Source organism: Intestinirhabdus alba, assembly GCF_009711095.1.
GTDB lineage: Bacteria > Pseudomonadota > Gammaproteobacteria > Enterobacterales > Enterobacteriaceae > Intestinirhabdus > Intestinirhabdus alba.
In genome coordinates this window covers 240708-266622 of the sequence record NZ_WMJZ01000002.1, presented here as the reverse complement: position 1 = coordinate 266622, position 25915 = coordinate 240708, and the positions used below count along the sequence as shown (strand labels likewise).

The window sequence follows — 25915 nt, the reverse complement described above, 5'->3', positions numbered from 1 at the left end:
TCTTCAATCTTTCCGGCTGTGTTGGTGTGAAGTGATTCACAACCGCCGTGTCGATGGAGGCGCATTATAGGGTGTCGATTCGGGAAGACAAGCGGAAAAACGCAAATCCCATCCAACCGCCTACCTTTTAAGCACAACGCTTACTTTTGCCGCTGCTTTATCGCCATCGGCAGGTCGGCCAGACTATTAATCACCCAATCCGCCGCCTGCTCTGCCTCAGGCGTAACGGGTTTTCCGGTACGAACCAACACTTTTGTACCAACATTAGCCGCTCCCGCCGCCTGCATATCTTCTAATTTATCGCCCACCATAAAGGAGGCGGCCATATCAATATGCAGAAAATCCCGTGCGGAGATAAGCATGCCCGGATGCGGTTTGCGACAATCGCAGACCTGGCGAAACGTCTCCACGCTGCCCTGTGGGTGATGCGGGCAATAATAGATACCGTCAAGATCAACATCGCGGTCCGCCAGCGACCAGTCCATCCATTCGGTCAAGGTTTCGAACTGCGCTTCGGTAAACTTACCGCGCGCAATGCCGGACTGGTTGGTGACGACGACCAGCGCATAGCCCATTTTTTTCAGCTCGCGCATCGCATCAATAACGCCTTCGATAAATTCGAACTCATCAATCTCGTGAACATAACCACGATCCACATTAATTGTGCCATCGCGATCGAGAAAAACTGCAGGTACAGACTTTGCCACCTTTATAGCTCCTGAATAAAGCATGTGGCGCTAGTATCGCATGTTTCACCGGGCAAGAAAGTGCTCATCGTATAAACCCTGATTGATTTAGACGTCTGGATGCCTTACCATCCATTCTGTTGACGGCAACGCCCGTATCAGGCAGATAACAATGCCACGGCTAACTTCACGACGATAATAACTATTCAATGATTAAACTTTCGAATATCACTAAGGTGTTTCAGCAGGGGACCCGTACCGTTCAGGCGCTGAACGACGTCAGCCTGCACGTTCCCGCCGGGCAAATTTACGGCGTCATTGGGGCCTCTGGTGCCGGTAAGAGCACGCTGATCCGCTGTGTAAACCTGCTGGAGCGCCCCACGAAGGGCCGCGTTCTGGTTGATGGTCAGGATCTGACCGCCCTCTCCAGCGCCGAACTGACCAGGGCACGCCGTCAGATTGGCATGATTTTCCAGCATTTTAATCTGCTGGCCTCCCGGACCGTGTTTGGCAACGTCGCGCTACCGCTGGAACTGGACAATACGCCGAAAGATGAGATTAAACGCCGCGTAACGGAGCTGCTGGATCTGGTGGGCCTTGCCGAAAAACACGACAGCTATCCGGCCAACCTTTCCGGCGGTCAGAAGCAGCGCGTGGCCATTGCCCGCGCCCTGGCCAGCCAGCCGAAGGTGCTGCTGTGCGATGAAGCAACCAGCGCGCTTGATCCGGCCACGACCCGATCCATTCTGGAGCTGTTGAAAGATATTAACCGCCGTCTCGGCCTGACCATTCTGCTGATCACTCACGAAATGGATGTCGTTAAGCGTATCTGCGACTGCGTAGCGGTTATCAGCAACGGCGTGCTTATTGAGCAGGACACGGTCAGCGAGGTGTTCTCACACCCGAAAACCCCGCTGGCGCAAAAGTTTATTCAGTCCACGCTGCATCTGGATATTCCGGAAGATTATCTTGCGCGCTTAAAAGCGGAGCCTTTTGCGGACGGCGTCCCGATGCTGCGCATGGAGTTTACCGGCCAGTCGGTTGACGCGCCGCTGCTTTCAGAAACGGCGCGCCGTTTTAACGTCAACAACAATATTATTAGCGCGCAGATGGATTACGCCGGCGGCGTGAAGTTTGGCATCATGCTGACCGAGATGCACGGCACGCAGAAAGATACGCAGGCCGCCATCGCCTGGCTACAGGATCACCATGTAAAAATAGAGGTACTGGGTTATGTCTGAACCGATGATGTGGCTGCTGGTTCGCGGCGTATGGGAAACGCTGGCAATGACCTTCGTATCCGGCTTTTTTGGTTTTGTCATTGGCCTGCCGGCAGGCGTGCTGCTGTATGTCTCCCGGCCGGGGCAAATCATCGCCAACGCAAAGCTTTATCGTACGCTCTCAGCGCTTGTGAACATTTTCCGCTCCATCCCATTTATTATTTTGCTGGTGTGGATGATTCCGTTTACCCGGCTCATTGTCGGCACCTCTATCGGTCTGCAGGCGGCGATCGTACCGCTTACCGTAGGTGCCGCGCCGTTTATCGCCCGCATGGTAGAAAACGCGCTGCTGGAAATCCCCGCCGGGCTTATTGAAGCGTCCCGCGCGATGGGTGCCACGCCGATGCAGATCGTAGGTAAAGTGCTACTGCCGGAAGCGCTGCCGGGGCTGGTCAACGCGGCGACCATTACGCTTATTACTCTGGTTGGCTACTCGGCAATGGGCGGTGCCGTTGGCGCGGGCGGCCTCGGGCAGATCGGCTATCAGTACGGATATATTGGCTACAATGCTACCGTGATGAACACGGTGCTGGTATTACTGGTAATTCTGGTTTATCTCATTCAGTTTGCTGGCGATCGCATTGTTCGGGTGGTCACCCACAAATAACATTATCTATCCTGGGTAATTCGGGTTGCAGGGCAAAATGTCGCGACGCTTTAGCACAACCGCAGCACAGGTAGCCTGAAGTATAGCGAGTCAACACAACATAAATAACTGATTAAGGAAATAAGCATGGCGTTCAAATTTAAAACTTTTGTAGCGGTAGGTGCCCTGATTGGTTCTCTGGCTCTGGCGGGCTGCGGCCAGGAAGAAAAAGATCCAAACCATATTAAGGTTGGCGTCATCGTCGGGGCAGAGCAGCAGGTTGCGGAAGTCGCCCAGAAGGTGGCGAAAGAGAAATATGGCCTGGACGTTGAGCTGGTTACTTTCAACGACTACGTCCTGCCTAACGAAGCGCTGAGCAAAGGTGACATCGACGCCAATGCCTTCCAGCACAAACCATACCTGGATCAGCAGATCAAAGATCGCGGCTACAAGCTGGTCGCCGCAGGCAATACCTTTGTTTACCCTATCGCAGGCTACTCCAAAAAGATCAAAAACCTGGATGAGCTGCAGAATGGCTCCCAGATTGCCGTCCCGAACGATCCAACCAACCTGGGCCGCTCCCTGCTGCTGCTGGAAAAGGTAGGGCTGATCAAACTGAAAGAGGGCGTTGGCCTGCTGCCAACCGCGCTGGACATCGTCGCGAATCCTAAAAATCTGAAAATCGTTGAGCTGGAAGCGCCGCAGCTGCCACGTTCTCTGGACGATGCGCAGATCGCCCTTGCGGTGATTAACACCACCTACGCCAGCCAGATCGATCTGACGCCGGCAAAAGACGGCATCTTTGTTGAAGATAAAGACTCCCCGTACGTGAACATTATTGTGACGCGCGAAGACAATAAGGACGCCGAGAACGTGAAGAAATTTGTCCAGGCCTACCAGTCTGATGAAGTCTATGAAGCCGCTAATAAGGTCTTTAACGGCGGTGCGGTGAAAGGCTGGTAATTCTTAGGCTGATTTCTCAATCTGTAATATCATTCAGGACGGGCGCTTGCCCGTCTTGTCATTTATGCCTGCACCTGATTCAATATCTGACAATTAGATTATTTATTGAGGAAAAATTATGCGTGCTTTACCGATCTGTTTATTAGCACTCATGCTGAGCGGCTGTACTCTGCTAAGTAGATCTCCAGCAGAACCCGCTAAAGATACTGTAATCACGCCAAAGGTGGAGCCAGAAAAGACCAAAGCGCCGCGGGCTCCAATGGTTAAAATTTATACCCAGGCGGAAGATTTAGTCGGCAAGCCGTTCCGCGATCTGGGTGAAGTCAGCGGAGAATCCTGCCAGGCCACCAATCAGGATTCACCGCCCAACATCCCCACCGCCCGCAAGCGTATGCAGATTAATGCCTCGAAAATGAAGGCCAACGCCGTGCTGCTGCACGGATGCGAAGTAACCAGCGGGACGCCGGGCTGCTATCGACAGGCGGTATGCGTCGGCTCTGCCCTGAACATCACGGCTAAATGAACAACTTTCAGCTTGAGCAAATCGGTGTCATTCGCTCCCCTTATAAAGAAAAGTTCGCCGTCCCCCGCCAGCCCGGGCTGGTAAAAAGCGCCAACGGCGAGCTTCATCTGCTTGCGCCTTATAATCAGGCCGAGGCGGTACGCGGTCTGGAGGCATTCAGCCACCTGTGGGTCATTTTCATTTTTCACCAGACAATGGAAGGCGGCTGGCGTCCTACCGTTCGCCCACCGCGCCTTGGCGGTAATACCAGAATGGGTGTTTTCGCCACGCGCTCCACGTTTCGCCCTAATCCCCTCGGTATGTCGCTGGTTGAGCTGAAGGGGATCGTTTGCCGGAAGGAACAGGTGATCCTGACGCTGGGCAGCCTGGACCTGGTCGACGGCACGCCGGTGGTGGATATTAAACCCTATCTGCCCTTCGCCGAGTCCTTGCCGAACGCCGCCGCCAGCTATGCACAGCACGCCCCCGCCGCCGAAATGCCGGTCTCCTTTAGCCATGAAGTTACCGAACAGCTTGCCGGGCTGGAGAAACGCTATCCGCAGCTCAGAACCTTTATTCGCGAAGTGCTGGCGCAGGACCCGCGCCCGGCGTACCGCAAGAGCGAAGAGAGCGGCAGGGCTTACGCCGTCTGGCTGTACGATTTTAACGTGCGCTGGCGCGTCACCGACGCCGGTTTTGAAGTCTTTGCGCTTGAACCCCGCTAATTTCGCCCCCTTCTCTTTTGACATTTCTTTCTCACTGGTAAACTAAATCACTTTTTGTGTCAGGCTCGCGCTGAGCCTGTTCGATCGTTCAACTGGAACCATAACAACATGCGTACTAGCCAATATCTGCTCTCCACTCTGAAAGAGACTCCTGCCGACGCCGAGGTCATCAGCCACCAGCTGATGCTGCGCGCCGGGATGATCCGCAAGCTGGCCTCCGGGTTATACACCTGGCTGCCAACCGGCCTGCGCGTCCTGAAAAAAGTCGAAAACATCGTGCGTGAAGAGATGAACAACGCCGGGGCGATCGAGGTGTCAATGCCGGTGGTTCAGCCTGCAGATCTGTGGCAGGAGAGCGGTCGTTGGGAACAGTATGGTCCGGAGCTGCTGCGATTTGTCGACCGTGGCGAGCGGCCGTTCGTTCTCGGCCCAACCCACGAAGAGGTGATCACCGATCTGGTGCGTAATGAGCTAAGCTCTTACAAGCAGCTGCCGCTGAACTTCTTCCAGATCCAGACGAAATTCCGCGACGAAGTGCGCCCGCGCTTCGGCGTCATGCGCTCCCGCGAATTCCTGATGAAAGATGCCTACTCTTTCCACACCTCTCAGGCGTCGCTGCAGGAGACCTACGACGCGATGTACGCCGCCTACAGCAAAATTTTCAGCCGTATCGGGCTGGAATTCCGCGCGGTGCAGGCGGATACCGGCTCGATTGGCGGTAATGCGTCGCACGAGTTCCAGGTGCTGGCCCAGAGCGGAGAAGACGATATCGTCTTCTCCGACACCTCCGACTACGCGGCCAATATTGAGCTGGCCGAAGCCGTTGCACCGCAGACGCCGCGCGCCGCGGCAACCCAGCCGATGACGCTGGTCGATACGCCGAACGCGAAGACCATCGCCGAGCTGGTTGAACAGTTCAACCTGCCGATCGAAAAAACCGTTAAAACCCTGCTGGTTAAAGCGGAGGAAGGCAGCGCCTGCCCGCTGGTCGCCCTGCTGGTTCGCGGCGATCACGAGCTGAACGAAGTGAAAGCGGAAAAGCTGCCCCAGGTCGCCAGCCCGCTGACTTTTGCCGCCGAAGCGGAAATTCGCGCCGTCGTTAACGCCGGTCCGGGTTCCCTGGGGCCGGTCAATCTGCCGGTTCCGGTCATTATTGACCGCAGCGTGGCGGCGATGAGCGACTTCGCCGCGGGTGCCAACGTCGACGGCAAGCACTATTTCGGCATCAACTGGGATCGCGACGTGGCGATGCCTGCCGTTGCCGATATCCGCAACGTGGTGGCCGGCGATCCCAGCCCGGACGGTCAGGGTACGCTGCTCATCAAACGCGGTATCGAAGTGGGCCACATCTTCCAGCTGGGCACCAAATACTCCGAAGCGCTGAAGGCCGCGGTACAGGGTGAAGACGGACGTAATCAGATCCTGACTATGGGCTGCTACGGCATCGGGGTTACCCGCGTGGTCGCCGCCGCCATTGAGCAGAACTTTGACGAGCGCGGCATCGTCTGGCCTGACGCCATTGCGCCGTTCCAGGTAGCGATTCTGCCGATGAACATGCATAAATCCTTCCGCGTGCGGGAGCTGGCGGAAAAACTGTACGGCGAGCTGCGCGCCCAGGGCATTGAGGTGCTGATGGACGACCGCAAAGAGCGCCCGGGCGTGATGTTTGCCGATATGGAGCTGATCGGTATTCCGCACACCGTGGTTATCGGCGATCGTAATCTCGATAATGACGATATCGAATATAAATATCGCCGCAGCGGGGAAAAACAGCTGATTAAAACCGGCGACATCCTCAGCTATCTGGTACAACAAATCAAAGGCTGATGCCGGAAAGGCCCTGGACTCAGGGCCTTTGAGACTGATGACAAACCCCAGACCGAACTCGTTCGGCCATAATCACCACAAAAATAAACTCATTGATTTTCGGCTGCTAACCACAAAGAGGGAAAAATCACGTTTTTTCCCTCTTTGTCATCAACCTGAAAGGCCTGGACTCAGGGCCTTTTTTAACCATGGATGGGATAACATATGGCAAAACCAGCGGCCTACCGCCGTCATTTCCTTCTGCCCTCACTGCTCTTACTCACCGCCTGTACCTTAGACATTGCCCGGACGCCGCCGGATACGGCTGAGGCTGAGTCCAGTACGTGGGCCATCAGGTTCCAGCGGCAAAGCTCGCTGCTCACCAACACGCTGGTTGAAATTGACGAAACGGAGCTACAGGCAGGCGATCTGCTCTTTTCCTCCAGCGTCGGGATCGCCTCACTGGGCATTCGCGCCTTCAGCGCCTCCTCCGTCAGCCACGTTGCCGTTTATCTGGGTGACGAGGAGGTAGCGGAAGCCACCGGTGCCGGGGTGCAAATCGTTTCGCTCAGGCAGGCGATGCAGCACAGCGATAAGCTTTTCGCCCTGAGAGTGCCCGACCTGACCTCGCAGCAGGCCGCAGAGATCAAAGCGTTCGCTTACCGCATCACCAACAGCCGCTATAACTTCCGCGGTATCGTTAAGTTTATTCCCTTTATGCTGACGAAGCAGATCTGTTCGCTGAATCCCTTCTCTGCGAATTTCCGCCAGCAGTGCATCCACGGGCTTGCCCAAGCGCAGCTCAGCAAGAGGGAGGGCGATGAGAAAAGGGTCTGGTTCTGTTCTGAATTTGTCACCGATGCGTTTGCTAAAGCCGGGCGTCCATTAACCCTGGCGGAGCCGGGGTGGATTGCCCCCTCCGATCTGCTGCATATGCGCGAAGGCGATGTGGCCGCGTTTAAACCGGAGGCCCGGCTGCGGTATGTTGGTCACCTTAAGCCAGGAATTTATATCAACGCCAGGCGACTGGTGGGGCTGACGCAACAGGGCCAACCTGAGTCCGCCCGATCCCCCGGGCGGATCTCCGGTGGGCCAGGTTCTTAGTCGCCGCAGCCCTTGCCCGGCATAAATTTAATCATTTTGTCCACGGCCAGCACTTTTATCTGCTGGCCTTCCTCCATGCCGGTATCCTGCATAAAGTGCCCTTCAACCGACAGCAGCACCGGCTTCTCCGGCGCTTCGCGGGTCGCCAGATAGCCGCGCTCCAGCTCAAGCGTATTGGCTACCGGGATCGTCTTGCCCGTCGCACAGTCGGTAAAGGTTGCCGCATCGGCCATATAGAGATACATACCGCGCATCGGCATAGGCGTAACCGGCAGGCTGGCTTTTACCGGCTTAAGCGTATAGTTGAACTGTGACGTAATCGGATTACCTTCGCGATCGAGCATCTCAAGGGCGTCGCCCTTCGCACGATAGTACGAGCGATCGCCTTTGCTGTCGGTCAACACCAGCTTATCGGCGGTACGCGCCCAGGTGCCGTACGTCGCAAAGGTTGCCCCTGCCGCCCGCGCCCCCTGATAACGCTGATTCATCACCCAGGTGCCGTCCTTTTCCAGAAAAAGGGAAAGCTCAATGCCTTCGCAGTCAGCGCAGGGCAATACGCCACGCCAGCTCTGCGGCATCGGCTTCAGCTCCGCCGCACGGGTCTGCTGCAGGCTCTCAACCTCAGCGCGGTTATTACAGCCGATCAGGGCAAAGAGCGAGAAGGCGGCCATCGCCGCGACAATTGCTTTTTTCAATTTGATTTCCTTTTGCAAAGCGCTGTTCCACTCGTCAGTCCACGGGACGACGGATTTTACCGCGAAGCGCTTTCACCGAGGACTTTTGCGCCTTGGCGTTCAGCCGCCGCTGCTTCGACGCGCGCGTTGGTCGCGTGGCGCGGCGGCTTTTCTGCTCCGCAGTGAGTTCTTTAATCACCGCTGTCAGGCGGGCAATCGCGGCCTCCCGGTTAAGCTCCTGGCTACGATATTCTTGCGCCTTAATGACCATCACGCCATCGCTGGTTATCAGGTGATGGCTGGCCGCCAGCAGCTTCGCCTTATAATACTCTGGCAGGCTGGAAGCCCGGATGTCAAAGCGCAGATGTATCGCCGTTGAGGTCTTATTAACGTGCTGGCCGCCCGCGCCCTGGGCGCGAATGGCGGCGATCTCCAGCTCATTGTCGGGAATCGAGACCGTTCCGCAGATAATTATCATGCGGGCGGCTGCCATGCGGCGAGCTGAATTTCCAGATTATTCTGCGCGTCCGACAGCCAGATGGCCCCGTCCTGAATGGTCGCCTGCAGCGTCATGCTGCGTTCGGCAAACGCGCTGAGCCGGGTCAGTAGCGCATCATCCAGATACCAGACCGTAAGATTCGCAAACTGAGCGCACTTGCTCTGATTCTGCTGCCACCAGATCTGCGCCGCCCGGCTGTTGTAGGCAAACAGCGCCACCTCTGCGGCCTGGCTGCAGGCTTTCTTGATCCGGCGTTCATCCGGCAGGCCCAGTTCGATCCACAGATCAATGCCCAGATGATCGTTGCGCAGCCAGGCCTCAGGCTCGTCATCCGCGCTCAGGCCGCGGGTAAACTGCAGCCGCTCGTCGGCATATTTTATCCACGCCAGCAGGCGCAGCATCATCCTCTCCTGGGTTTCGGAAGGGTGACGCGCCAGGGTCAGCGTCGCGTCAAGAAACCGGCTGCGGTCAAGGTCCGCCACGTTGACGACGGCTTTATAAATTGTCGCTTTAAGCGCCATGGGAAAGCTCCATTCAAACCAGGTGCGTATTGTAGCGAAATCGGGGCTAAAAGGCTGTTATTCTGAATCCCGGCGGGGCCTACTTCCCTGCTGATACGGCTTGAATGGATATGATATAGTCACCTTGCTAAACAGAATTTATCTTCCCGGGCGTAGTCGTGCGTTCACGGTTAAGCCAGAGTGCTGACAGGAGGAGAGGTGGAAAAATATTGTGAGTTAATACGCAAACGGTACGCGGAGATCGCCAGCGGCGATCTGGGGTATATTCCGGATGCGCTGGGCTGCGTATTAAAGGTGCTTAATGAAATAGCGGCAGATATCACCCTTTCTGAAGCGGTCAGGGAGAAGGCGGCCTGTGCCGCCGCAAACTTACTGGTGAGCGATTATGTCAATGAATGAAGCGTACCACCCTATCAACTGTGATGATTATGACAACCTTGAACTCGCCTGCCAGCAGCAGTTAACGTTGGCGTTAACGCTCAAGGATGGCGAAGCCCTGCAGGCAAAGGCGACTGACCTGATCTCCCGAAAAAACGTGGAATACCTGTTAGCCGACGTCGCCGGCGAATCGCGAGAGCTGCGCCTGGACAGGATAGCCAGCTTCAGCCACCCGCAGACAGGCACCGTGGTAATCGGCGAATCCTGAACCCCGACGGGCGGTTTCTTACCGTCCGTCCTTTTTCCATGCCAGCCTGACGCCCTCTCCCACCGCCGCGCCTTCGGCCGTGATAAAACGCCCCGCCGCAGCAATCGGCGTTTCACCATAGAACAGCAGCGGCGTGGTATCCCGCTCCCAGGGAGGAACGCCCAGCTCCTGCCAGATCTTTTTCAGCTTTCTGCCGCCGCCGCCGCGCCCGACGATATGCAGCACTCCCGGAGCCTTAAAGCGCACGCTGACGGCTTCGTCAGGCCGGGGCGGCCGCAGCCCGCCGCCGGGGAGCAGCTGCACATATCCCAGCCCCTCCGGCAGCGGCAGCGGTGCCTCCAGGTGCTGCCAGGGTAAAACCGTCTCCGTTTGTCCGGAAACGGACTTAACCCACCACAGCTGCTCCCGGTAGCGGCGGATCTCATGTTCGCCGACGCGCAGGCAGGGAGAAGCATCTTCCCGCGCCAGCGCCACCTCTTGCCAGAGACGCCCAAGGGCGTCTCTCGACGGCATCGGCGCGTTCAACGATGCCAGCCAGCGGCGCAGAATAGCCGCCCGGCGCGGGTCGCTCAGCACCATCAGCGGCGCAAGCCGCAGGGAACCCTGGATGGTCATACAGTCGGCCAGATCTTTTGCCAGCAGTTCATCCAACAGACTCTCCTGTTCGGCGCACAGCGCCGCGCTGCGCGCCGCCGCGTCGGCAAAATGCGGCCAGCGCTGCTGCAGGAGCGGCAGCACCCGCAGGCGCAAAAAGTTGCGATCCCAGGCATCATCCTGGTTGCTTTCATCCTCGATCCAGCGCAGCGCATAAGCTTCCGCCCAGCGGCCCAGCGCCTGCCGGGTCTGAGACAGCAGCGGACGAATAAGCCGCGTACCGGAAAACGGAGCGCTTTCCGCCATTGCGGAAAGCCCTGCAGGGCCGCTGCCGCGCTTCAGCGCCAGCAGGAAGGTTTCACACTGATCGTCAAGATGCTGGGCGGTGGCCAGAAGCTCGCCGGGCCGTAGCGCCCGGGCGAAAGCCTGATAGCGCGCCCGCCGCGCATGGGCCTCCACGCCCAGCCCCTCATTCACCAGCGTTACCCGCTCAACCTGCAGCGGCACCTGCCACGCCTGACATATCGCTTCGCAGTGACGTACCCACTCTTCAGCGTGCGGGCTTAGTCCGTGATGAATATGAATGGCGCGCAGGCGCACGTCCGGATGGCGATCCCGCCACCGCGTCAGCTGATGCAATAACACCGTAGAATCAAGGCCGCCGCTGAAGGCCACCAGAATCTGGTGCGAAGTCAGAAGAGAAGTGTTTAGCGTAAGTGTCGTCATGGTCATTGCCTACTGTGGCGTTGCCCGGCACGTTACCGGGCAACGACCGCCATGACAAGCCTTACTGTTCGTACAGTTCGAGAGGTAAGCCGTCCGGATCGTTGAAAAAGGTGAAGCGTTTACCGGTGAAAGGATCGATGCGGACCGCCTCGCATTTCACTCCCTGCGCCTCCAGACAGGCCGCCGCCTTTACCACATCGTCCACGCTAAAGGCGAGATGGCGCAGGCCGCAGGCCTCCGGGCGGCTCGCCCGCTGCGGCGGAAAGGGGAAGGAAAAAAGCTCAATCACATACCGCCCGTTCAGCGCCAGATCGCCTTTCCAGGAGTCGCGATCCTCCCGGTATACCTCGCTTTGCAGGGTAAACCCCAGCACATCGCAGTAGAACGCCTTGCTCACCCCGTAGTCTGTCGCAATAATCGCAATATGATGAACCTGTTTTAACCCCAGCATAGCGTTTTACTCCTGTGTCTGTTAACGCCGCCCCTTCAGGCGGGGCGTCAGGCCGTTTTTAACACCCGAACGCGATAGATCCCCTCTTCATCCTGCCTGGCACCGTGAATATCGGTCTTAAAACCGGGATAATGCTGACCTATGGAGCAGAGCATCAGCAAAAAGTCGAGCACCGCCCGGCTCTCTTCATCGATGGCTTCACCGGGCATCAGCAGCGGCACCCCCGGCGGATAGGGCAGGATCATATTGGCGGAAACCCGTCCCACCAGCCGGTCGAGCGTCACGGTTTCCACCTCGCCCTTAATCTGCCGCTGCCACGCCTCATACGGCGTCATCACCATCTTCGGCAGCGCGTCGAACGCCCGCAGCATCAGGCCGGGAAGATTGTGCTGACGAATAAGCCGGTGAATACCCTGCGCCAGATCCTGGATACGCATGGTGCGATAAAAGTCGGGATCTTCGGCATAGAGATCCGGGAGCATATTTTTAACCCGCAGGTTGAGATCGTAAGCGCGTTTAAACTCCGTCAGGCCGCGTAGAAGCCCCATCGCCCGGGTCTTATCAATACCAATACTAAAGAGAAACAGCAGATTGTAGGGACCGGTCTTCTCCACCACCACCCCGCGCTCATCAAGGAACTTCGCCACCAGCGCCGCGGGTATCCCCTCTTCGCTCATATTGCCCTGCTCGTCCATTCCCGGCGTCAGGATGGTCACCTTTACCGGATCGAGGAACATATGATCGGCATCGGCGCGGGTAAAACCGTGCCACGCTTCCCCCGGCGCGACCGGCCAGCATTCGGCCTCATCCACCTTTTCCGGCTGCCAGATATCAAAAAACCAGCCGTCGGACTCTTCGCGCAGGCGCTGCACCTCCTTGCGAAAATGGAGCGCCCGCTCCACGGAGCGGTTAATCAGCCGCCTGCCCGGATTGCCGCGCAGCATCGCCGCCGCCATCTCTGTCGACGCCACGATCGGGTAGCTTGGGGACGTTGAGGTGTGCATCATATACGCCTCGTTAAAAGTCTCTTCGTCGTACTCCCCCTTGACGTGAATAAGCGACGCCTGGGAGAGCGCCGCCAGCATTTTGTGGGTTGACTGGGTCTCGAAGATCACCTTCCCCGGCACCCGCTCGCCGCTCATACCGCTTTTTCCCTGATAAATCGGGTGAAAGTGGGTATAGGGCACCCAGGCGGAGTCAAAGTGGATGGAGGGCACGTCCAGGGTCCGTTTGATCCAGTCGGTGTTGTACAACAGCCCGTCATAGGTGGAGTTGGTAATCACCGCGTGCACCGGCCACTGCGCCCGGCGGGTCTCCGCAACCTTGCGTCCGATGCTGTCGCGGGTAAATTCCTCCTTCGGAATACCGCCCAGAATCCCCAGCGCATTACGCGTCGGCTTCAGCCAGAGCGGCACCACGTCGCTCATCATCAGCAGATGCGCCAGCGACTTATGGCAGTTGCGATCGATAAGCAGCGTGCTCCCGGTCGGCGCGGCGTACATGCCGACGATTTTATTCGACGTGGAGGTGCCGTTAGTCACGATATAGCTCTGCTCCGCGCCGAAGGTGCGGGCGATATACTCCTCCGCCTCCAGATGTGGCCCGCTGTGATCCAGCAGCGATCCCAGCTCGGTAACGGAGATCGACACGTCGGCCTTCAGCATATTGCCGCCGAAAAAATCATAGAACAGGCTGCCCACCGGGCTTTTTTGCCAGGCGGTTCCCGCCATATGGCCAGGGGTGCAGAAGGTGTATTTTCCCTCCTTCACGTAGGTAAACAGCGCCCTGGTAAAGGGCGGCATGATATTGTCGAGATACTCTTCGGTATACTGGCGAATTCGCGTTGCGATATCCTGCGCCTGACCGAGCGCATACTCAAAAAACCACAGCGCCATGCGCATATCGTGCACGCTGACGTCCATCGTCGAATGGGTATTGATAAAAGCGTACAGCGGCAGGTATTCGTTAAGCTGGTTGATATCGCTGCACAGATCGAGGCTGTACTCGTCCCAGTCAAAAATCACGCCGCAGATGCGCGGATTATGCTCAATAAATTTCAACAGGTCGACGCTGTTCTTCGGCCAGATGATCTGGAATCCCTGCGCCTGCAGCGCCAGCTCCAGCTCTTTAACAGGCTCATCTTTATAAAAGACGCCATGCGGCCCCATGATGGCAATGATATTCATACGTCCCCCTGGAAGAATCATCATTAATCATAGCCTGGTGACGCGCGGATAAAAAAAAGGGCCACAAGCGTGGCCCTTTTTTGACGGCGTGCGCGTTATGCGTAGCCGTAGCTCATCAGGCGCTGATAGCGCCGGTTTTTCAGCTCGTCGTTATTCAGTACGTCAAGATCGGCGAGATCCGCAAGCAGCTGCGCCTTCAGCGAAGCGGCCATCTCCTCCGGGTTACGGTGCGCCCCGCCCAGCGGCTCCTGGATAATGGAGTCGATCAGCTTCAGCTCCTTCAGGCGCGGCGCGATGATGCCCATCGCTTCCGCGGCCAGCGGCGCTTTGTCCGCGCTCTTCCACAGAATGGAGGCGCAGCCCTCCGGAGAGATAACCGAGTAGGTGCTGTACTGCAGCATGTTCACCTTGTCGCCCACGCCAATCGCCAGCGCGCCGCCGGAGCCACCCTCCCCGATTACGGTGCAGATCACCGGCACGTTCAGGCGCGACATTTCACGCAGGTTGCGGGCGATCGCTTCAGACTGGCCGCGCTCTTCCGCACCCACGCCCGGATAAGCGCCCGGGGTGTCAATGAAGGTGACGATCGGCATTTTAAAGCGTTCGGCCATTTCCATCAGGCGCAGGGCTTTACGATAGCCTTCCGGTGCCGGCATACCGAAGTTGCGGCGAATTTTCTCTTTGGTTTCACGGCCTTTCTGGTGGCCAATGATCATCACCGGACGCCCGTCAAGGCGCGCAATGCCGCCGACGATCGCTTTATCATCCGCGTAGGCGCGATCCCCCGCCAGCTCGTCAAATTCATCAAAAGCCAGACGGACATAATCCAGGGTATAAGGACGCTGCGGATGGCGCGCCAGCTGGGCAACCTGCCATGCACCAAGATCGGCGAAGATTTTTCGCGTCAGCTCTACGCTCTTTTCACGTAGCCGATGCACCTCTTCATCGATGTTAATATCCAGTTTCTCGTCCTGACGGCTCACCGCCGTCAGAGAATCGATTTTCGCTTCCAGCTCTGCAATCGGCTGTTCAAAATCAAGGAAATTCAGACTCATAGTATTCCTGTATTAGTCAAACTCCAGTTCCACCTGCTCCGAACCAATGAGGCCACGAAGATCGTTAAGTAAGCGATCGCTCGGAGAGACGCGCCACGTCGCGCCAAAACGCAGCCGGGCGCGCGCATCCGCCCTCTGATAGTAGAGATGTACTGGAATAGTTCCCGAGCGGTGGGGTTCCAGAGACTGACGGAGTCGGTTTAAAAGCTGGTCATCAATTTGCCTGTCCGTCAGCGAGATAGCAAGCCCGCGAGCATATTTTTCCCGGGCTTCGTCAATATCCATCACTTCGCGGGCGGTCATTTTAAGCCCGCCGGTGAAGTCATCAAAACTGACCTGTCCGCTGACGATGAGTATGCGGTCTTTTTCCAGCAGCTGCTGGTATTTATCCAGGGCGTCGGTAAATAACATCACCTCCAGCCGCCCGGAACGGTCATCCAGCGTACAGATGCCGATACGATTGCCGCGCTTGGTGACCATAACCCTTGCGGCAATAACAAGCCCCGCGGCGGTGGTGACTTTACCACGTTCCGTCGGATGCATGTCTTTGAGTCGATACCCTCCGACATAGCGCTCGATTTCTTTCAGATATTGATTAATGGGGTGGCCCGTCAGGTACAGCCCCAGGGTTTCGCGTTCGCCGTCCAGTACCACCTGCTCCGGCCACGGCTGGCAGCTGGCGTAAGACTGTTCAATCTGCTCCGGCTCCTCCGCCAGCACGCCAAACATGTCGACCTGGCCGATGGCCTCCGCCCTGGCGTGCTGATCGGCGGCCTTCAGGGCGTCACCCAGCGAATTCATCAGCGCCGCGCGATGCGGCCCGAGGCGGTCAAAGGCCCCGGACATAATGAGTTTTTCCAGCACCCGGCGATTAAGCTTTTTGGTGTCGGTGCGGGCGCAGAGATCGAACAGCTCGCGGAAATAGCCGCCCTGGTTACGCGCCTCGATGATCGCCTCAATGGGGCCTTCGCCAACCCCTTTGATCGCGCCAATGCCGTAGACGATCTCCCCGTCATCGTTGACGTGAAAATGATACAGCCCGGAGTTGATGTCCGGCGGCAGAATTTTTAGCCCCATCCGCCAGCACTCATCCACCAGGCCGACCACCTTCTCGGTGTTGTCCATATCGGCGGTCATCACCGCCGCCATAAACTCGGCCGGATAGTGCGCCTTCAGCCACAGGGTCTGATAGGAGACCAGCGCGTAGGCGGCGGAGTGCGACTTGTTAAACCCGTACCCGGCAAATTTCTCCACCAGGTCGAAAATTTTCATCGCCAGCTCGCCGTCGATACCGTTTTTCTTTGCGCCCTCCTCAAAAATGGAGCGCTGCTTGGCCATCTCCTCCGGCTTTTTCTTACCCATCGCACGACGCAGCATATCCGCGCCGCCGAGGGTATAGCCGGAAAGCACCTGGGCTATCTGCATGACCTGTTCCTGGTACAGGATAATGCCGTAGGTCGGCTCCAGCACCGGCTTCAGGCTTTCATGCTGCCACTGCACGTCCGGGTAAGAGATCTCTTCACGTCCGTGCTTACGGTCGATAAAGTTATCCACCATTCCCGACTGCAGCGGCCCCGGGCGGAACAGGGCCACCAGGGCGATCATATCTTCGAAGCAGTCGGGCTGCAGGCGCTTGATCAGATCCTTCATGCCGCGGGATTCCAGCTGGAACACCGCGGTGGTTTCGGACCGCTGCAGCATGTCGAAGCTTTTTTTATCATCCAGCGGGATCGCGGCGATATCCAGCGGCGGCTCGCCGTTCTTCTCGCGCCGCTTGTTGATCATCTCCAGCGCCCAGTTGATGATGGTGAGCGTACGCAGCCCAAGGAAGTCGAACTTCACCAGACCGGCGTATTCCACGTCGTTTTTATCGAACTGGGTTACCGGATGCTGCCCCGCTTCGTCACAGTAGAGCGGCGCGAAATCGGTGATTTTGGTCGGCGCGATCACCACGCCGCCCGCGTGCTTCCCGGCGTTGCGGGTGACCCCTTCCAGCTTGCGCGCCATGTCGATCAGCGCTTTAACCTCTTCGTCCGCCTCGTAGATTTCCGGCAGCTGCGGCTCGGCCTCGAAGGCTTTCGCCAGCGTCATTCCCGGATCGGGTGGCACCAGCTTGGAGATACGATCCACAAAGCCGTAAGGGTGCCCCAGCACGCGACCCACGTCGCGAATAACCGCTTTCGCCGCCATGGTGCCGAAGGTAATAATCTGCGATACCGCATCACGTCCGTACATATCCGCCACGTGCTCGATCACCCGATCGCGTTTCTCCATGCAGAAGTCAACGTCAAAGTCGGGCATTGACACACGTTCAGGGTTGAGGAAGCGTTCGAACAGCAGGTCGAACTCCAGCGGGTCCAGATCGGTAATTTTCAGCGCATAGGCCACCAGCGAACCTGCGCCGGAGCCTCGCCCGGGACCTACCGGCACGCCGTTGTCTTTCGACCACTGGATAAACTCCATCACGATGAGGAAGTAGCCGGGGAAGCCCATCTGGTTGATAACCTGCAGTTCAATATCCAGACGCTCGTCATACTCCGGACGGCGCTTTTTTCGCACCTCTTCGTCCGGGAACAGGAAGGCCAGACGCTCCTCCAGCCCCTCCTTCGATTTTTTGACCAGAAAATCTTCGGTGGTCATTTCCCCGGTAGGGAACTGCGGCAGGAAGTATTCACCCAGGCGCACCGTGACGTTACAGCGCCTGGCGATCTCCACGCTGTTTTCCAGCGCTTCCGGAATATCGGAAAACAGCTCGCACATCTCATCGATGCTGCGCATATACTGCTGCGGCGAGTAGTTGCGCGGCCGCTTGGGATCGTCAAGGGTAAAGCCGTCGTGGATCGCCACGCGAATTTCATGGGCGTCGAAGTCGTCGCTGTCGATAAAACGCACATCGTTGGTCGCCACCACCGGCAGACCGCGCGCCTCGGCCAGCGCGACCGCCGCATGCAGGTACGTCTCTTCGTCCTGCCTGCCGGTGCGGATAAGCTCCAGGAAATAGCGATCCGGGAAGTGCTCCTGATAAAAGGCCAGACACTCATCCACCAGCGCCTCGTTGCCGCGCAGCAGGCTGCGCCCCACGTCGCCCATCCGGCCGCCGGAGAGCAGAATCACCCCCTCCTTCAGCTCTATCAGCCAGTCACGATCGATAACCGGGCCGGCCGCGCCGTAGCCGCGCTGGTAGGCTTTAGAGATCAGCAGGGTGAGATTCTGGTAACCGACGTTGTTGGCCGCCAGTACGGTAAGCTGCGTCAGCTCATCGCCCAGCAGCTCGCTGCGGACGTGAAAATCCGCGCCGACGATGGGCTTAATACCGGCGCTATGGCCCGCTCCGTAGAACTTCACCAGCCCACAGAGATTGGTAAAATCGGTAATGGCCAGCGCCGGCATGCCCAGCGCGGCCGCCTTTTTCACCAGCGGCACCGTTTTCGCCAGCCCGTCGATCATGGAGTAGTCGCTGTGCACCCGCAGGTGGACGAAACGAGGTTCAGACATCTTCAGATCCCACTACTGTTCTTTATTCTTCGGGCGGTCTTCCGACCGTATGCGTTCAGCGGACTTTCGCCGCTCCGACGTATTGTGCATAAAATCGAATACGTTTTTACGCCGGGAGTCAGGAAACGAGGCCCAGCGCGCGCTTAACGGGAGCAAAGCTGCGCCGGTGATGCTCCGTCGCGCCGTGCTCCGCCAGCGCGGCCAGGTGAAAAGCGGTCGGATAACCTTTATGTTGAGCAAAGCCATACTGCGGAAAAACGCGATCCAGCACGGTCATTTCGGCGTCCCGCGCCACCTTTGCCAGAATGGAGGCCGCGCTGATTTCCGCCACGCGGCTGTCGCCTTTTACCACCGCCATCGACGGCACCGGCAGCGCGGGACAGCGGTTGCCGTCAATCAGCACATACTCCGGGGCGATGTGCAGACCCGCCACCGCGCGCTGCATCGCCAGCATAGTGGCGTGCAGAATGTTCAGCGCGTCGATTTCATGCGGCTCCGCGCGTCCGAGACTCCAGCTGAGGGCTTTTTCTTTGATCTCTGCGCACAGCGCCAGGCGACGCTTCTCCGACAGCTTTTTTGAATCATTAAGCCCGACGATCGGGCGCTGCGGATCGAGGATCACCGCGGCGGTCACCACCGCGCCCACCAGCGGGCCGCGCCCCACTTCATCGACCCCCGCCACCAGCCGGGTATGTGGATAAACAAATTCGATCATTGCGCTAACTCCAGAACGGCCGCCGCCGCCTGCTCGTCGGCGCTACAGCGGATCTGCCGATGCAGCTCGCGGAAAGTGTCGTGCATCGCATGACGGGTTTCGCCATCCGCCAGCAGCGGCAGCAGGGCATCGGCCAGCTTCCGCGGTTCACACTCATCCTGCAACAGCTCTTTGACCAACTCTCTTCCCGCCAGCAGGTTGGGCAACGAAACGTAGTCGGTCTTCACCAGCCGCTTCGCCAGCCAGAAGGTGAACGGCTTCATCCGGTATCCCACCACCATCGGGCATTTCGCCAGCATACACTCCAGCGCGGCGGTGCCGGAAGCCAGCAGCGCCGCATCGCTGGCGACCATCGCCTCGCGCCCCATGCCGTCCAGCAGATGAACCTGCAGATCGGGCGCAACTCCGGCTTTAATACGCTCAAACTGCTCGCGGCGTCGGGCATTCACCAGCGGTACCACCACCTCCAGATCCGGCCACGTCTGCCGCAAAATCTGCGCGGTCTGCAGGAAGTCGCCGCTGAGCATCTCCACTTCCGCGCCGCGGCTGCCGGGCAGCAGCGCCAGGCAGCGCGCGTCATGGGCAATCCCCAGCGCGTCGCGGGCGGCGTTTTTATCCGGCTCCAGCGGCATAGCATCGGCCATGGTGTGACCGATAAAGCGGCACGGCACGTTAAATTTGTCGTAAAACGCTTTTTCGAAAGGCAGAAAGGCCAGCACCATATCGGTGGATCTGCCTATTTTGAAAACCCGTTTTTGCCGCCACGCCCAGACGGAAGGGCTGACGTAGTGAATGGTTTTAATGCCCCGCTTTTTCAGATTACCTTCAAGGGTGATATTGAAATCGGGTGCATCAATGCCGACGAAGACGTCCGGCTGAAGCGCGGTAAATCGCCGGGTCAGATCGGTGCGAATATGCAGCAGGCGGCGCAGGCGGCCAAGCACTTCGACGATCCCCATCACCGCCAGCTCTTCCATTTCATACCAGGCTTCGCAGCCTTCGGCCTGCATCCGCGGGCCGGCCACGCCAACAAAGCGTACGTCAGGAACGCGCGCCTTCAGGGCGCGCATCAGCCCGGCACCAAGAATATCGCCGGAGGTTTCTCCGGCGACCAGGGCTATCGTTAAGGGGCGACGCTCGGCCATTACCGGATCAGGCCGCGCGTGGAGCGTTCGAAGAAGCCGGTGAACGCTTTCACTTCCGGGTGTTGGTCCGCAAGCTGCGCAATTTCCGGCTTTGCCTCATCCAGGGTTTTGCCGCTGCGGTAGAGCAGCTTATAGGCATTGCGGATAGCGGTAATCGCTTCGCGGGTGAAGCCGCGGCGCTTCAGACCCTCAATGTTGACGCCAAACGGCGTCGCGTGGTTGCCCTGGGCGATAACATACGGCGGAACGTCCTGCGCTACGCCGGAGCAGCCGCCGACCATCACGTGCGCGCCGATAGTGCAGAACTGATGCACGGCGGTCATACCACCGATGATGACGAAGTCATCCAGCGTGACGTGGCCCGCCAGCGTGGCGTTATTTGCCAGAATACAGCGGTTGCCCACGACACAATCATGGGCCACGTGGGCGTTGATCATCAGCAGGTTATCGCTGCCCACCTTCGTCACTCCGCCCCCCTGCACCGTACCGCGATGAATAGTCACGCTTTCGCGAATGCGGTTACGATCGCCGATGGAAACGCGGGTCGGTTCGCCAGCATATTTCAGATCCTGGTTCACTTCACCAATAGAGGCAAACTGATAGATCTCATTGCCACGACCAATTTTCGTATGGCCATTCACGACAACGTGAGATTTCAGTACGGTATCCTCACCGATTTCAACATCGGGCCCGACAATGCAGAAGGGACCAATGTGGACGTTAGCGCCAATGATGGCACCCTCTTCCACAATGGCGGTTGGGTGAATAAAGGCGGACTTATCAATCACGTATCAGGACTCCCGGCTACGAGCGCACATCATCGTTGCTTCACAGGCTACTTTACCGTCAACCAGCGCCACCCCTTTGAAACGGGTCAGGCCACGGCGCGTTTTCTCGAAGGTCACTTCCATGATCATCTGATCGCCCGGCACGACGGGGCGCTTAAAGCGGGCCTCATCGATACCGGCAAAGTAATACAGCTCTCCAGGCTCCAGTTTGCCCACGCTTTTAAACGCCAGGATGCCGGTTGCCTGCGCCATTGCTTCAAGGATCAGCACGCCCGGAAAAATAGGTTTGCCGGGGAAGTGTCCCTGGAAGAACGGCTCGTTAACGGAGACATTTTTCACTGCGCGCAGAAAACGCCCTTCTTCAAAATCCAGCACGCGGTCAACCAACAGAAATGGAAAACGGTGCGGCAAAAGCTCTAAAATCTCTTCAATATGCAGAGTATGAGTGGTCGTAGTCAAAATACTCTTCCTGTCAAATATAATAAAAGGCAATAATAACACGGCCTGCCGCAATCATATGAATGTGACAGGCCGTAAAGTTTGGCGTGCGTACACTTTATCTTGCAAGATACCACCTTGCCGCCGCCGGGCCACGACCGCTCCGGCTTGCCAGCGGATCGCCCTTCCAGAACGTTCCAGTTCTGATAGCGCTACCGTTCAGCAGCGCTTCCGGCGCACAGCGGTCGGACATGCGTACAGAAACTTAGTCCCGGTGATTAACCTTGCGCTCAACGGCCTTAAGGCGCTTGCTCATTTCATCAATGTTCATCACCAGCGCGGCGGTCTTACGCCAGACTTTATTAGGCTGCAGCGGAATGCCTGAGGAGTAGACGCCGGGTTCAGTAATAGGGCGCATGACCATCCCCATTCCTGTTACCGTCACCTTGTCGCATATTTCCATATGCCCGTTGATGACGCTGGCACCGCCAATCATGCAGTAACGGCCAATCTTCAGGCTGCCCGCCATAATGACGCCGCCGGCAACCGCCGTATTGTCGCCAATCACGACGTTATGTGCAATCTGGCACTGGTTATCAATTATCACGCCGTTGCCGATTATCGTGTCGTCCAGCGCGCCGCGGTCTATGGTGGTGCAGGCACCAATCTCAACGCGATCGCCAATAATAACGCGGCCAAGCTGCGGGATCTTCACCCAGTTGCCGCGATCGTTGGCGTAGCCGAAGCCGTCCGCGCCGATCACCGTACCGGACTGAACCAGACAGTGCTCGCCAATCTCAACCTCATGATAAATCGATACGTTGGCCCACAGACGGGAGCCTGCGCCGATTTTGCTGTTTTTCCCGACGAAGCAGCCTGCGCCGATAACCACGTTATCGCCCAGCACAACGCCTGATTCGATCACCGCATTGGCCGCGATCGAAACGTTCTTACCCAGCGTCGCCGTCGCGTCGATCGCCGCACTGGCGGCAATATTCTGCGCCGGCTGCGGCGTGGTATCTAAAATTTGCGCCATCCGGGCATAGGTCAGGTAGGGATTCTTCACTACCAGCGCGGCACTCCTGGCAAAAGGGAGATCTTCCCGGGTCATGACGACGGCGGAAGCCTGGCATAAGCCTAAGCGGTCACGGTATTTAGGATTGACCATGAACGTGATGTGGCCTGTTTGGGCGGACTGCATAGACGCAACGGCGGTGATGACGATATCGCCATCACCGTGTAGTTCTGCATCCAACTGCTCTGCCAAATCAGCCAGTCGAATTGAAGGCATTACTTATTTAACCTGTTTCAGTACGTCAGCGGTGATATCTTTGACATCGCTGCTGTTGAAAGCAACGGCGTTAGCATCTACAACCAGATCGATGCTCTGGCTGCTGGCGACGGATTTAACGGCAGTCTGAATACGAGTAACCAGCTTGCCACGCTCCTCGCTGGAACGACGCGCGCGATCCTGCTCGAAAGCCTGCGCTTTCTGAGCGAAGGTCTGACGCTGAGACATCACCTCTTTTTCCAGCTTGGTGCGCTCATTGCCCGCCTTCATTGACTGCAGACGCTGCATTTTAGATTGCAGATCGCTTTCCATACGCTGCAGTTCGCCGGCACGGCCTTTGAACTCATTCTCCAGCGTGCTGGAAACGCCCGTCTTCTGCGCCACCTGCTGGAACAGGCTGCCCATATTGACGATTGCAATCTTGTCTGCGGCCTGTGCGGACGTTGCCATCGCTAAACCGAGACCTGCAGCTAATAACCACTTTTTCACAATTAACTCCTTACCATCCCATATGTACCCGAAAGTACCGTTCTTTGCGTGGCCAGGCGAACCGACAGGCTCGCCTAACGTCATCGCTACACTACTCTTCCATTCCTTTGTCCAGAACTGTTACCAGGTTTTACCAATATTAAACTGGAACTGTTCCGCTTTGTCGCCATCGTACTTTTTAAACGGCTGGGCGTAGGAGAAAACCAACGGCCCCAATGGGGACATCCACTGTAACGCAATACCGGCGGACATACGGATATTGCCTGGGTCGCTGTAGTCCGGATAGCCGGAATAAGCGCTGGAATCCCAGTTTGTATCCCAGACAGTACCCATATCAACGAAGAAGGAGGTACGGACTGAGTTAGCATACTTTTCACTGATAAACGGCGTTGGCGTAATAAGCTCAAGGCTGGCGACAGCCATGGCGTTACCGCCAACTGCATCATCCGATTTACACGGCGCAGATGCGTTTTTATTACATTCGTTATCGTAGTCGTCATCGTCGTCATGACGGCTGCTGGCCGGGAAGTAGACCGCTTTCGGACCGATAGTGTTGGACTGGAAACCCCGCACGGTGCTGGAGCCGCCGGCATAGAAGTTTTCATAGAACGGCATCTCTTTACCGCCAATGCCATCACCGTAGCCCCAACGGGTGCGACCCAGAACCACCCACTTGTGATCGTCGTCGATCGGTACATAGGTCGCGGTGTCGAGCGTCGCCTTATAGTATTCGTTATCCGAACCCGGAATGGTGACCTTACCGCTCAGGTTAACGCGCGTCCCCTGGGTCGGGAAGAAGCCGCGGTCCAGCTTGTTGTAGGTCCAGCCGTAGTTGAAGGTGAAATCATCGGCGGCGAAGCTATTTTTGTCGTTAGTGGTATCCTGGCTCTGGCCCATGGAATCCAGATAACGCCACATCGCCACCTGCGGCTGCATATTGGACAGCTTGTTATGCACGTAGCCGAGGCCCGCACGCAGCGTATTGTTTTCGTTGATGGGGAAACCGAGCGTTAAATCCGTACCATAACTCTTATTGGTATAGTCGGAGAGATCCGCGTCGTTGGCGTCAAAGTCGTTATAGAAGACGCGGCCGCCGAGGCTGACGCCGTCAACGGTAAAGTACGGGTTGGTGACGGACAGCTCGCTGTAGGTCTGGTAGTCGTTTTTGGTGCCGTTAATACCGACGGAATAGCCGCTACCCAACCAGTTATCCTGCTGTACGCCAACCTGGAAGCTGACCCCGCTCTCAGTACCGTAGCCAACGCCGAAGTTAAAGCTGCCGGTGTTACGCTCCTTCACCTTATAGACTACGTCAACCTGATCCGGACGCCCCGGTACGCGCTGCGTTTCGGTATCGACGGTTTCAAAATAGCCCAGGCGGTTTAAGCGTTCTTTACCCTGGTCGACCAGATCGCTACCCAGCCACGCGCCTTCCATCTGGCGCATTTCGCGACGCAGAACGGAATCTTTAGAGATATCGTTGCCTTCAAAGCGGATCTTACGCACATAGAAACGATTCCCCGCGTCAACGTTGACGTGGAGCTTAACGGTTTTGTCGCTGTCATTGATTTCAGGCTGCGACTGCACGCGCGGGTAGGCATAGCCATAGCGACCAAGAAGCTTCTTAATATCCTCTTCCATTTTGGTCACTTTGGTGCCGTTATACAGCTCGCCCGGCTCGATTCGGGTCAGGTTTTCAATCTCTGCAGAGTGGCCGGCAAGGTCGCCGCTCACCTGCACGCTGGAAAGCGTATATTGATCGCCTTCGTTAATGTTGATGGTGATGTAAATGCCTTTTTTATCCGGCGTCAGGCTGACCTGCGTGGAGTCGATATTAAAACGGGCGTAGCCGCGATCCAGATAGTAGCTGCGCAGGGTTTCAAGATCGCCCGCCAGCTTCTGCTTCTGATACTTGCGGTCGCCAACCACGTTCCACCACGGCACCTCGTCGCGCAGCTGGAAGTGAGAGATCAGCTCCTCGGTGCTGAAGGTATGGTTGCCGACGATATTGATCTGCTGAATCTTCGCCGAAACGCCTTCCTGGAATACCAGCTTCAGATCGACGCGGTTACGCGGTAGCGGCGTCACCACCGCCTTGACGCTGGCGCTGTATTTCCCGACGCTGTAGTAGAAGTCTTCCAGACCTTTCTCAATATCGGAAAGCGTGGTGCGATCCAGCGACTCGCCAACGCGCACGCCGGAGGCCTCAAGGTTTTGCTTCAGCATGTCATCTTTCACCGATTTGTTACCGGAGAAGGTAATGCTGGCAATCGTCGGGCGTTCCTTTACCTGAACCAGAAGCGTATCGCCATCGCGAAGGACGCGAACATCCTCAAAGTTGCCGGTGGCAAACAGCGCGCGAATGGTATTACTGATATCTTCATCATTTACCGTGTCGCCTGTGCGCACCGGCATACTGAGGAGGGCCGCACCAACGGCGACACGCTGCAGACCTTCGAAATGAATATCCTTCACTACGAAACCTTCAGCACCGTATACGGTGGCGCTGCTAAACAGCAGCGACGCTATGAGCAACTTTTTCATCGCCAT

The 25915-nt window shown here is 57.4% G+C and carries 25 protein-coding genes; 9 read left to right on the top strand and 16 right to left on the bottom strand.

The features are described from left to right. Window positions 1-140: 140 nt before the first annotated feature. Window positions 141-707: a D-glycero-beta-D-manno-heptose 1,7-bisphosphate 7-phosphatase gene (gene gmhB, locus GJV78_RS02815; protein WP_167519337.1), complete on the bottom strand. Its 567-nt coding sequence runs from the start codon at window positions 705-707 to the stop codon at window positions 141-143. 188 nt (window positions 708-895) lie between these two features. On the opposite strand from gmhB, the gene metN reads away from it, so the two are divergent. The 7 genes from metN to GJV78_RS02780 all read left to right on the top strand — a co-directional run bounded on the left by metN (window position 896) and on the right by GJV78_RS02780 (window position 7652). Continuing rightward, the gene (gene metN / locus GJV78_RS02810; protein ID WP_155106890.1) at window positions 896-1927 is read left to right on the top strand and encodes a methionine ABC transporter ATP-binding protein MetN; all 1032 of its coding nucleotides are present in this window, start codon (window positions 896-898) and stop codon (window positions 1925-1927) included. Further along, window positions 1920-2573: a methionine ABC transporter permease MetI gene (locus GJV78_RS02805; RefSeq protein WP_155106889.1), complete on the top strand. Its 654-nt coding sequence runs from the start codon at window positions 1920-1922 to the stop codon at window positions 2571-2573. Before metN ends, GJV78_RS02805 begins: the two co-directional genes overlap by 8 nt. A gap of 126 nt (window positions 2574-2699) precedes the next feature. Further along, the gene (locus tag GJV78_RS02800; RefSeq protein WP_155106888.1) at window positions 2700-3515 is read left to right on the top strand and encodes a MetQ/NlpA family lipoprotein; all 816 of its coding nucleotides are present in this window, start codon (window positions 2700-2702) and stop codon (window positions 3513-3515) included. A 118-nt stretch (window positions 3516-3633) separates the two neighbouring features. Next, window positions 3634-4038, top strand: coding sequence for an Rcs stress response system protein RcsF (gene rcsF / locus GJV78_RS02795; protein WP_155106887.1), 405 nt, complete (start codon window positions 3634-3636; stop codon window positions 4036-4038). After that, window positions 4035-4742: a tRNA (N6-threonylcarbamoyladenosine(37)-N6)-methyltransferase TrmO gene (gene tsaA, locus GJV78_RS02790; RefSeq protein WP_155106886.1), complete on the top strand. Its 708-nt coding sequence runs from the start codon at window positions 4035-4037 to the stop codon at window positions 4740-4742. The genes rcsF and tsaA overlap by 4 nt, the downstream gene beginning before the upstream one ends. A 108-nt stretch (window positions 4743-4850) precedes the next feature. Beyond that, the gene (gene proS, locus GJV78_RS02785) at window positions 4851-6569 is read left to right on the top strand and encodes a proline--tRNA ligase (RefSeq protein ID WP_155106885.1); all 1719 of its coding nucleotides are present in this window, start codon (window positions 4851-4853) and stop codon (window positions 6567-6569) included. Between the two features lie 204 nt (window positions 6570-6773). Then, window positions 6774-7652, top strand: a complete 879-nt coding sequence (locus GJV78_RS02780) for a YaeF family permuted papain-like enzyme (protein WP_155106884.1) — start codon at window positions 6774-6776, stop codon at window positions 7650-7652. Here the strand turns inward: GJV78_RS02780 and nlpE are convergent. Genes nlpE through GJV78_RS02765 form a run of 3 tightly spaced genes read right to left on the bottom strand, consistent with a single transcriptional unit; the run spans window position 7649 to window position 9346 of the window. Further along, window positions 7649-8347: an envelope stress response activation lipoprotein NlpE gene (nlpE, locus tag GJV78_RS02775; RefSeq protein ID WP_155106883.1), complete on the bottom strand. Its 699-nt coding sequence runs from the start codon at window positions 8345-8347 to the stop codon at window positions 7649-7651. The two genes, GJV78_RS02780 and nlpE, sit on opposite strands and share 4 nt — an antisense overlap. Before the next feature lie 34 nt (window positions 8348-8381). Further along, window positions 8382-8804, bottom strand: a complete 423-nt coding sequence (arfB, locus tag GJV78_RS02770) for an alternative ribosome rescue aminoacyl-tRNA hydrolase ArfB (RefSeq protein WP_155106882.1) — start codon at window positions 8802-8804, stop codon at window positions 8382-8384. Then, window positions 8801-9346 carry a YaeQ family protein gene (locus tag GJV78_RS02765; protein WP_155106881.1) on the bottom strand — a complete coding sequence of 182 codons (546 nt, stop codon included), beginning with the start codon at window positions 9344-9346 and terminating at the stop codon, window positions 8801-8803. Before GJV78_RS02765 ends, arfB begins: the two co-directional genes overlap by 4 nt. 198 nt (window positions 9347-9544) lie before the next feature. Between GJV78_RS02765 and GJV78_RS02760 the strand changes: the two genes are divergently transcribed. After that, window positions 9545-9745 (top strand): YaeP family protein, encoded by a 201-nt coding sequence (locus tag GJV78_RS02760; RefSeq protein WP_167519336.1) that lies wholly within the window; start codon window positions 9545-9547, stop codon window positions 9743-9745. After that, window positions 9732-9992, top strand: coding sequence for a Rho-binding antiterminator (rof, locus tag GJV78_RS02755; protein ID WP_155106880.1), 261 nt, complete (start codon window positions 9732-9734; stop codon window positions 9990-9992). Before GJV78_RS02760 ends, rof begins: the two co-directional genes overlap by 14 nt. A gap of 18 nt (window positions 9993-10010) precedes the next feature. Here the strand turns inward: rof and tilS are convergent, their stop codons facing one another. The 12 genes from tilS to bamA form a co-directional block, all read right to left on the bottom strand. Beyond that, window positions 10011-11312 (bottom strand): tRNA lysidine(34) synthetase TilS, encoded by a 1302-nt coding sequence (gene tilS / locus GJV78_RS02750; RefSeq protein WP_155106879.1) that lies wholly within the window; start codon window positions 11310-11312, stop codon window positions 10011-10013. A 61-nt stretch (window positions 11313-11373) separates the two neighbouring features. Beyond that, the gene (locus GJV78_RS02745) at window positions 11374-11763 is read right to left on the bottom strand and encodes a VOC family protein (RefSeq protein WP_155106878.1); all 390 of its coding nucleotides are present in this window, start codon (window positions 11761-11763) and stop codon (window positions 11374-11376) included. Between the two features lie 47 nt (window positions 11764-11810). Then, the gene (ldcC, locus tag GJV78_RS02740) at window positions 11811-13949 is read right to left on the bottom strand and encodes a lysine decarboxylase LdcC (RefSeq protein WP_155106877.1); all 2139 of its coding nucleotides are present in this window, start codon (window positions 13947-13949) and stop codon (window positions 11811-11813) included. Window positions 13950-14044: 95 nt separating this feature from the next. Beyond that, window positions 14045-15004: an acetyl-CoA carboxylase carboxyl transferase subunit alpha gene (gene accA / locus GJV78_RS02735; protein ID WP_155106876.1), complete on the bottom strand. Its 960-nt coding sequence runs from the start codon at window positions 15002-15004 to the stop codon at window positions 14045-14047. A gap of 12 nt (window positions 15005-15016) precedes the next feature. Continuing rightward, window positions 15017-18499, bottom strand: coding sequence for a DNA polymerase III subunit alpha (dnaE, locus tag GJV78_RS02730; RefSeq protein ID WP_155106875.1), 3483 nt, complete (start codon window positions 18497-18499; stop codon window positions 15017-15019). Window positions 18500-18617: 118 nt separating this feature from the next. Continuing rightward, window positions 18618-19214 (bottom strand): ribonuclease HII, encoded by a 597-nt coding sequence (gene rnhB, locus GJV78_RS02725; RefSeq protein ID WP_155106874.1) that lies wholly within the window; start codon window positions 19212-19214, stop codon window positions 18618-18620. Beyond that, window positions 19211-20359, bottom strand: coding sequence for a lipid-A-disaccharide synthase (gene lpxB, locus GJV78_RS02720; RefSeq protein WP_155106873.1), 1149 nt, complete (start codon window positions 20357-20359; stop codon window positions 19211-19213). The genes rnhB and lpxB overlap by 4 nt, the downstream gene beginning before the upstream one ends. Further along, window positions 20359-21147, bottom strand: a complete 789-nt coding sequence (gene lpxA / locus GJV78_RS02715) for an acyl-ACP--UDP-N-acetylglucosamine O-acyltransferase (protein ID WP_167519335.1) — start codon at window positions 21145-21147, stop codon at window positions 20359-20361. Before lpxA ends, lpxB begins: the two co-directional genes overlap by 1 nt. A 3-nt stretch (window positions 21148-21150) precedes the next feature. Continuing rightward, the gene (gene fabZ / locus GJV78_RS02710; protein WP_155106872.1) at window positions 21151-21606 is read right to left on the bottom strand and encodes a 3-hydroxyacyl-ACP dehydratase FabZ; all 456 of its coding nucleotides are present in this window, start codon (window positions 21604-21606) and stop codon (window positions 21151-21153) included. A 244-nt stretch (window positions 21607-21850) separates the two neighbouring features. Continuing rightward, the gene (lpxD, locus tag GJV78_RS02705; protein ID WP_155106871.1) at window positions 21851-22876 is read right to left on the bottom strand and encodes a UDP-3-O-(3-hydroxymyristoyl)glucosamine N-acyltransferase; all 1026 of its coding nucleotides are present in this window, start codon (window positions 22874-22876) and stop codon (window positions 21851-21853) included. A 3-nt stretch (window positions 22877-22879) separates the two neighbouring features. Beyond that, the gene (gene skp / locus GJV78_RS02700; RefSeq protein WP_167519334.1) at window positions 22880-23365 is read right to left on the bottom strand and encodes a molecular chaperone Skp; all 486 of its coding nucleotides are present in this window, start codon (window positions 23363-23365) and stop codon (window positions 22880-22882) included. A gap of 120 nt (window positions 23366-23485) precedes the next feature. Beyond that, window positions 23486-25915 carry an outer membrane protein assembly factor BamA gene (gene bamA / locus GJV78_RS02695; RefSeq protein ID WP_155106869.1) on the bottom strand — a complete coding sequence of 810 codons (2430 nt, stop codon included), beginning with the start codon at window positions 25913-25915 and terminating at the stop codon, window positions 23486-23488.